The sequence below is a fragment of the Prosthecobacter sp. genome, from assembly GCF_044373815.1.
GTDB lineage: Bacteria > Verrucomicrobiota > Verrucomicrobiia > Verrucomicrobiales > Verrucomicrobiaceae > Prosthecobacter.
Map to the genome: position 1 here is coordinate 1 of NZ_JBIPNG010000401.1, position 6,197 is coordinate 6,197.

The 6,197-nt window shown below is 57.4% G+C and carries 5 protein-coding genes and 1 pseudogene; all 6 read left to right on the top strand.

Features of this window, described 5'->3' with window-relative positions; translation table 11 throughout:
• Positions 1–907: glycosyltransferase family 4 protein (locus ACIREA_RS24300; RefSeq protein ID WP_397384927.1), on the top strand; the 907-nt coding region annotated here is incomplete at its 5' end.
• Positions 904–1,968: a hypothetical protein gene (locus ACIREA_RS24305; protein WP_397384928.1), complete on the top strand. Its 1,065-nt coding sequence runs from the start codon at positions 904–906 to the stop codon at positions 1,966–1,968. The genes ACIREA_RS24300 and ACIREA_RS24305, both read left to right, overlap by 4 nt.
• Before the next feature lie 74 nt (positions 1,969–2,042).
• Positions 2,043–3,272 carry a glycosyltransferase gene (locus tag ACIREA_RS24310; protein ID WP_397384929.1) on the top strand — a complete coding sequence of 410 codons (1,230 nt, stop codon included), beginning with the start codon at positions 2,043–2,045 and terminating at the stop codon, positions 3,270–3,272.
• Positions 3,259–4,737 (top strand): WecB/TagA/CpsF family glycosyltransferase, encoded by a 1,479-nt coding sequence (locus ACIREA_RS24315; protein WP_397384930.1) that lies wholly within the window; start codon positions 3,259–3,261, stop codon positions 4,735–4,737. The genes ACIREA_RS24310 and ACIREA_RS24315 overlap by 14 nt, the downstream gene beginning before the upstream one ends.
• Complete coding sequence (locus ACIREA_RS24320; RefSeq protein WP_397384931.1) at positions 4,734–5,891, top strand: glycosyltransferase family 4 protein; 1,158 nt, start codon at positions 4,734–4,736, stop codon at positions 5,889–5,891. Before ACIREA_RS24315 ends, ACIREA_RS24320 begins: the two co-directional genes overlap by 4 nt.
• A 37-nt stretch (positions 5,892–5,928) precedes the next feature.
• Positions 5,929–6,197: pseudogene (locus ACIREA_RS24325) on the top strand (hypothetical protein); the annotation flags it as partial.

The following is a 6,197-nucleotide window of genomic DNA, read 5'->3' on the forward strand; positions in this document are numbered from 1 at the left end:
CCTGTCCAAGTCCCTCTGCCTCACTCTACAGCGCAGCGGTGTACCGACCGTCTATGATGTCAGCGATCACTGGATTTTGCGCAGTCTCACTGGCGATGTCTGGCTCGACTGGTGGAATCGCAGCCGTGGGTCTTTCGCATCACGCGTGCAGCGGGCACTTTGGACCCTGTGCGGAGTCCGGCGGCGGTGCGATGAAATCGCTCCCACCAGCCCCGTCTCCGAGATCCGTTTTAAACGGCTCTATTTCACCAGCGCCCGCCTGCGCGAGCTCACGGCGGAGCAGGGCTACGATGTGATGCATGGCGGCGTCATCCACTGCCCGGTGGATACCCAGCACTTTCAAGGCACACCAATAACCCGCTCTCCAAAAAACTGGCTCTGGGTGGGACGCCTCGCCGAAGACAAGGGCATTTTGACGGCTCTGCGCGCACTGCTGCTCATCAAAAACTCTTTTGCAGGCGAACTGCACGTCTATGGCAAAGGGGACGACGCTTACGTGACCATGCTGAAAAACTTCGCCGCAGGAAATTCACTCCCAGTCACATGGCACAGCGCCACGCCCGCAGAAATGCCTGATGTCTATCGCGCACATGATGCCCTGCTTTTCACCTCCGAGTGGGAGGAGCCATTTGCACTCACCCCCCTTGAAGCCATGGCCTGCGGGTTGCCCGTCATCGGCACGATGACCGGCGGCAGCCGCGAACTCTTCCGCCACGGTCAGAACGCCGTCACGTATGATGCTGGAGCAGCCACTCAGCTGGCCGAGCGCATCCTGCTTTTGCAAACCGAAGACCACCTGCGCATCAACATCGCCCAAACAGGCCACTATGAGGTGCATGAGCGCTTTTCCATGGCTCCCATTGTTGATCAGGTGGAACAATACCTGCGTGAATCCATTCCAGCATGAGTGCCCGCTTCACCATCGATGGTAGTGACAAGCTGGAGCAGCACCTGGCTGTAACCTGCACTCACGTGCGCGCTGGCGTTGAACGCATCGTCCCGGCGGGCAAACTCGAAGGCCTTGCACTTGCCGGCGGGTATGGGCGCGGCGAAGGCGGCGTGCTGCGCGAAAACGGTCAGGACCTGCCCTACAACGACATGGAGTTCTTCGTGTTCATTCGCGGCAGCACATTGATCAATGACCGTCTCTTCAAGGCTGCACTGCACAAGCTCGGGGAGTCGCTTTCTCATGCGGTGGGCCTGGATGTCGAGTTCAAAATTCTTTCCACCGCGCGTCTCCGCCGCAGCCCTGTCAGCATGTTCTACTACGATCTGGTCATGGGACATCGGTGGATCATCGGTGGAGACAACCTTTTCGCCGGATGCGAACACCACCGCGACGCCAGCCGCATTCCTTTACATGAAGCCACACGACTCCTCTTCAATCGCTGCTCCGGCTTGTTATTTGCCAACGAACGACTCGCGCAGGAAGACTTCAGCGCCGCAGATGCCGATTTTGTCGGACGCAATCTCGCCAAGGCACAGCTGGCCTTGGGTGACGTAGTGCTGGCAATGGAAGGCCTCTATCATTGGAGTTGCCGCGAACGCCACCGCAGGCTTCAGGAGCTTGCTGGAATCGATCCATCGCTCCTTTCCCATCATGCCGCTGGAGTGGAGTTTAAGTTGCATCCACAGCGCTCACCCCACACGCGTGATGAATTGCGCCAGCAGCATTCCGTGCTTTCTCAGCTCGCCCAGAACATCTTTCTCCAGCTCGAAAGCCGCCGTTTGGAAATCAAGTTGTCAACACCTGTGGATTATACCACCTGCAAGACCAACAAGTGCCCTGAAGTACCGCTTTGGAAAAACGTCTTCATTCATCTCCGCACAAGAGGCATACCATCAAGCATCACCCGTTATCCACGTGAGCATCTCCTCCATGAGCTGGTGACAATGCTTTGGACCGAACGCCACGCTACCCCGTCAGCCATCCAGCAGTACACCGCGCTGTGGAACCGGTTTAACTAGGTTCATCTCCCCCCACTTGCGGGCGATGCATTGGGTCATGAGTTCAGCTTTGGTACAAGCAGTTCACACTGCTCATGCACATCCTGGTTGTTTACCCTTACATCCCCTACCCGATCGACCGCGGCACCTATCAGCGGGTGTTTCATCTGCTGCGTGAGTTGGCCAGAAATCACACGATCGACTTGATCGCCCTCTCCGAAAAGGGCGAGCGCGTGGAGCATCGCGGCATCTTCGAAAACTTCTGCCGCAAGGTGGTCTTCGTTCCTTTCGAGCATCCACCATGGCCGAATTTGTTTCCCGACCGTCTTCTCAATTCCCTGCCCACGACAATCCGTCACTGGTGGCTGCCTCAGCTGGCCGACACCATCGGCAGCATGCTCGACCAAAATGAATATGACATGGTGCATGTGTGCGACATCGTCATGGCTCAGTACTTCCTCAAAGATCATTTGGAGATACCACTGAGCGTTGACCGCAGTCGGGTGGATCTGCAGTTTCAGGAAGAGCAGTACGCCCGCATGCCCAAAGGGATCAAATCATCCCTCCTTTACCGCGAGCAGGTCTGGAAACTGCGCCGGTTCGAACACAAGGTCGCCCGCCGCAGTTCAGTGCAGGTGGTTTGCGGCCCGGATGACGAGTCCTTCATCCGCTCCCAGGTGAGCACACATGTGCCAGTAGAAGTGGTCACCAACGGAGTCGATCTCGACTACTTCAGCCCCAATTCATCTGCAGTCTCCCGCGACTCAGCGCCCACGGTTCTTTATTGCGGTGCCATGGACTACATGCCGAACGTGGATGCCCTGCGCTGGTATTTTGGTGAAATTCACCCGCGCCTGAAAAAGCTGGTGCCTGACCTGCAGGTTTTGATTGTTGGCAAATCACCGGCCGAAGAAGTCAAAGCATACGGCAAACTGCCAGACGTCACCGTGACTGGCGGCGTTCCTGACGTTCGCCCATGGTATCGTCGTGCCTGGGCTCAAATCGTGCCGCTTCGCATCGGCGGCGGCACCAGGCTCAAGATTCCTGAAAGCATGGCGATGGGCACACCGGTGATCAGCACCACCATCGGCGCTCAGGGTCTGAATCTGGTGCATGGCACGGATATCCTCCTGGCAGACACACCCGAAATGTTCGCGCACTACACCGAGCGCATGCTCCATGACGAAGCACTGCGTCAAAAAATCGAAGAGCGCGGCATGCAAACCTGTCGCGGGCGCTTCGGCTGGCCCGGTCTGGGTCAGCAGCTCAGCAGCTACTACTCACAGCATTTCCAGCCGGCAAAGAACTCCCATGAACACAACTGAAGCAGCATTCACCCCACGCAGCGGACCGTCGTTGTCCATGCTCGGCGTCCCGTTCGACAATGTGACGACGGATCAGACTCTGGAGGCCATCTCCGGAATGATTGCCTCGCGCAAACCTCATTACATCGCCACGGCAAATGTCGATTTCACCGCGCTTGCCATGTATGACGATGATCTGCGTCGCATTTTGCTCGATGCACATCTCGTGGTATGCGATGGCATGCCTCTTGTCTGGGCATCGCGCTGGCTCGGCAATGCACTTCCAGAACGTGTGGCTGGTTCTGACCTTGTGCCAAAGCTCCTGGCGGTCGCTGAAGAAAAAAACTGGAGTGTCTATTTTCTCGGTGGGAAGAAAGAGGTGGCAGAACAGGCAGTGCAGGTGGTGAAGGAACGCCACCCAAGACTCAAAATAGCCGGTGTAATGTCCCCACCGTTCATGCCGCTGCATGAGATGGATCATGCAACCATCTGCGCTGACATTCACTCCACCAATCCTGATCTGCTGTTTGTGTCTTTCGGCTGTCCGAAGCAGGAAAAGTGGATCGCCATGAATTACCAGCGCGCCGGAGCACCGGTGACGATCGGCGTCGGAGCCACGATCGACTTTCTTGCGGGCCACATGCAGCGCGCGCCGCTCTGGATGCAAAAGATCGGACTCGAATGGCTCTTCCGCCTGCTGCAGGAGCCACGGCGTTTGTTCAAACGCTACGCCACGGACTTCGTGGTTTTCGGACTGACGATTATGAAACAGTGGTGGCTGACTCGAAGCAGCAGGCGCACCACCCCGGCCAAACCGCTCACACCCACACCGGCCAAAGCCCCGGATATACAGCTATCGAGTGTTCCGGAACTTTTCTGCCCGGATCGTCTGGATGCAGCGGAGGTACGTGTCATCGAGCAGGTTTGGATGAACACCCTCGAAGGACCGGAAGAAGGCATCATCATCGACTGCGGTGGCGCTCAATTCATCGACAGCACCGGACTCGGCCTGCTGATGCGCATGCAAAAACGCTGCCGTCAGTCCGGCAAGCAGTTGGTGCTGTCCACCGTCTCGCCTGCAATACTCAAACTGCTGCAGATGACCCGGTTGAGCTCCATCTTCACCCAGGCGGCCAGCCGTGAGGAAGCGCTGAACAAAATCTTGAACGCCAGCGCACCTGCTTCTCCATCCCCCACCAAGACCGTGCCACTGCACCTCGACTGGAGCGGCGCAGTCACCACCAGCAGTGTGGATGGCCTCTGGCGTGGCGCACTGGGAGTCATCCAGAATGCCGCTGATGCCCGCAATCCGGTCGTCATTGATCTCAAAGGGGTCCAGCTCATGGACAGCGGCGGCCTGGGCCTGATGGCCCGCCTGAAGGATCATGCCGCCAGCCAGCACATCCACCTGCGCTTCACCAATGCCAGCCCGGTCGTGCATGAATCCCTGCGTCACGAACAATTGGAATATCTTCTCGCATCATGAAAATCGCGATTTCCACCAGCGTCATCCAGCGCGGAAAAACCGGCGTGGCGCAGTATGTACTGGCTCTGACTAAGGCGCTCCTGCCTTACGCGGACGTGGTCAAATTTCACATCCTCGCCCTGGCGCAGGATCTGCCTCTCTTTGAGTTTGCGCGGGGAAGAATGGAGATTGTACCTGTCGATGAGCAGTGGCGCCCCGCCGTGCGAAATATCTGGTGGCATCAGCAGGTGCTGCCGCAATGGCTGGAAAAGAACGAAATCGATGTGCTGCACGTGCCCAGCTACCGCCGCATGGTGCACACCGCACATTGTCATCTCGTCTCCACCATTCATGACCTTGCCCCGTTTCATGTGAAGAAGAAGTATGACCTCGCCCGCATGATTTACGGCCGTGTCATCGTGAAACATCTTGCTCGCAGGCAGAATGGCATCATTGCCGTCAGCACCAGCACCGCCCAGGACATTGAGCACTACTTTGGCGTGCCGGTCCAGAAACAGAACGTGATTCTCAACGGCATTGACCATGCGCGTTTCAAACCAGGCGACCGCGCCGCTGCCTGTGCCCAGGTGGAACAACGCTGGCAGCTGCAGGAGCCCTTCTTTCTTTATGTGTCGCGGCTGGAGCATCCGGCCAAAAATCACACTCGCCTCATCGAGGCTTTTGATCAGTTCAAATCCAGCACCGGTTCCCCCTGGCAGCTTGTGCTAGCAGGCAGTGACTGGCATGGCGCGGAACACATTCACGCGGCAGCGCGGGATTCCCGCCACGCCAAGGACATTCGTTTCCTCGGGTTTGTCGAAGATGCCGTACTGCCTGATTTGTACCGTGCGGCCTCCACCATGGTTTACCCTTCATTGTTTGAAGGATTCGGCCTGCCGCCGATCGAGGCCATGGCCTGCGGATGCCCAGTCATCACTTCGAAAAGCGGCTCGCTGGGTGAAGTCGTCGGCAATGCCGCCCGCATCGTCAACCCCGAGGATGTCGGCGACATGGCTCAGGCTCTGCTTGAGGTCGCTTCGCATCGCGAAAAACGGGAGGCCCTGATTCCGGCAGGTCTGCAAAATGCCAGACGTTTCAATTGGGACGACAATGCAAAACGCGTCATGGAGGTCTATGAAAAACCCTTCACAGGTTCCCGCAGTTGGGGGGGTTGAGGGTAGGGGGATCGGGGCAGAAGTTTCTCCACGAAACATGTCCGACTTTCTTCATCATTGGCAGCTCGACGCAAAACCCTTTGAGGGCACATGGGACACGCGCTTTTATTATCGCAGTCCCCAGCATCAGGAGGCCCTCGATCGCCTGCTCTACCTCGCCAGCGAAAAAACCATGAACTTGGGCATGCTGACAGGCGACATCGGCTGCGGCAAGACGATCACCAGTGCTTTTTTGGCCCAGAGCCTGGATCCTTGCGCGTTTATTGTCGTGAGCTGTGAAAATTCAGGATTCAGCTTTGATGAACT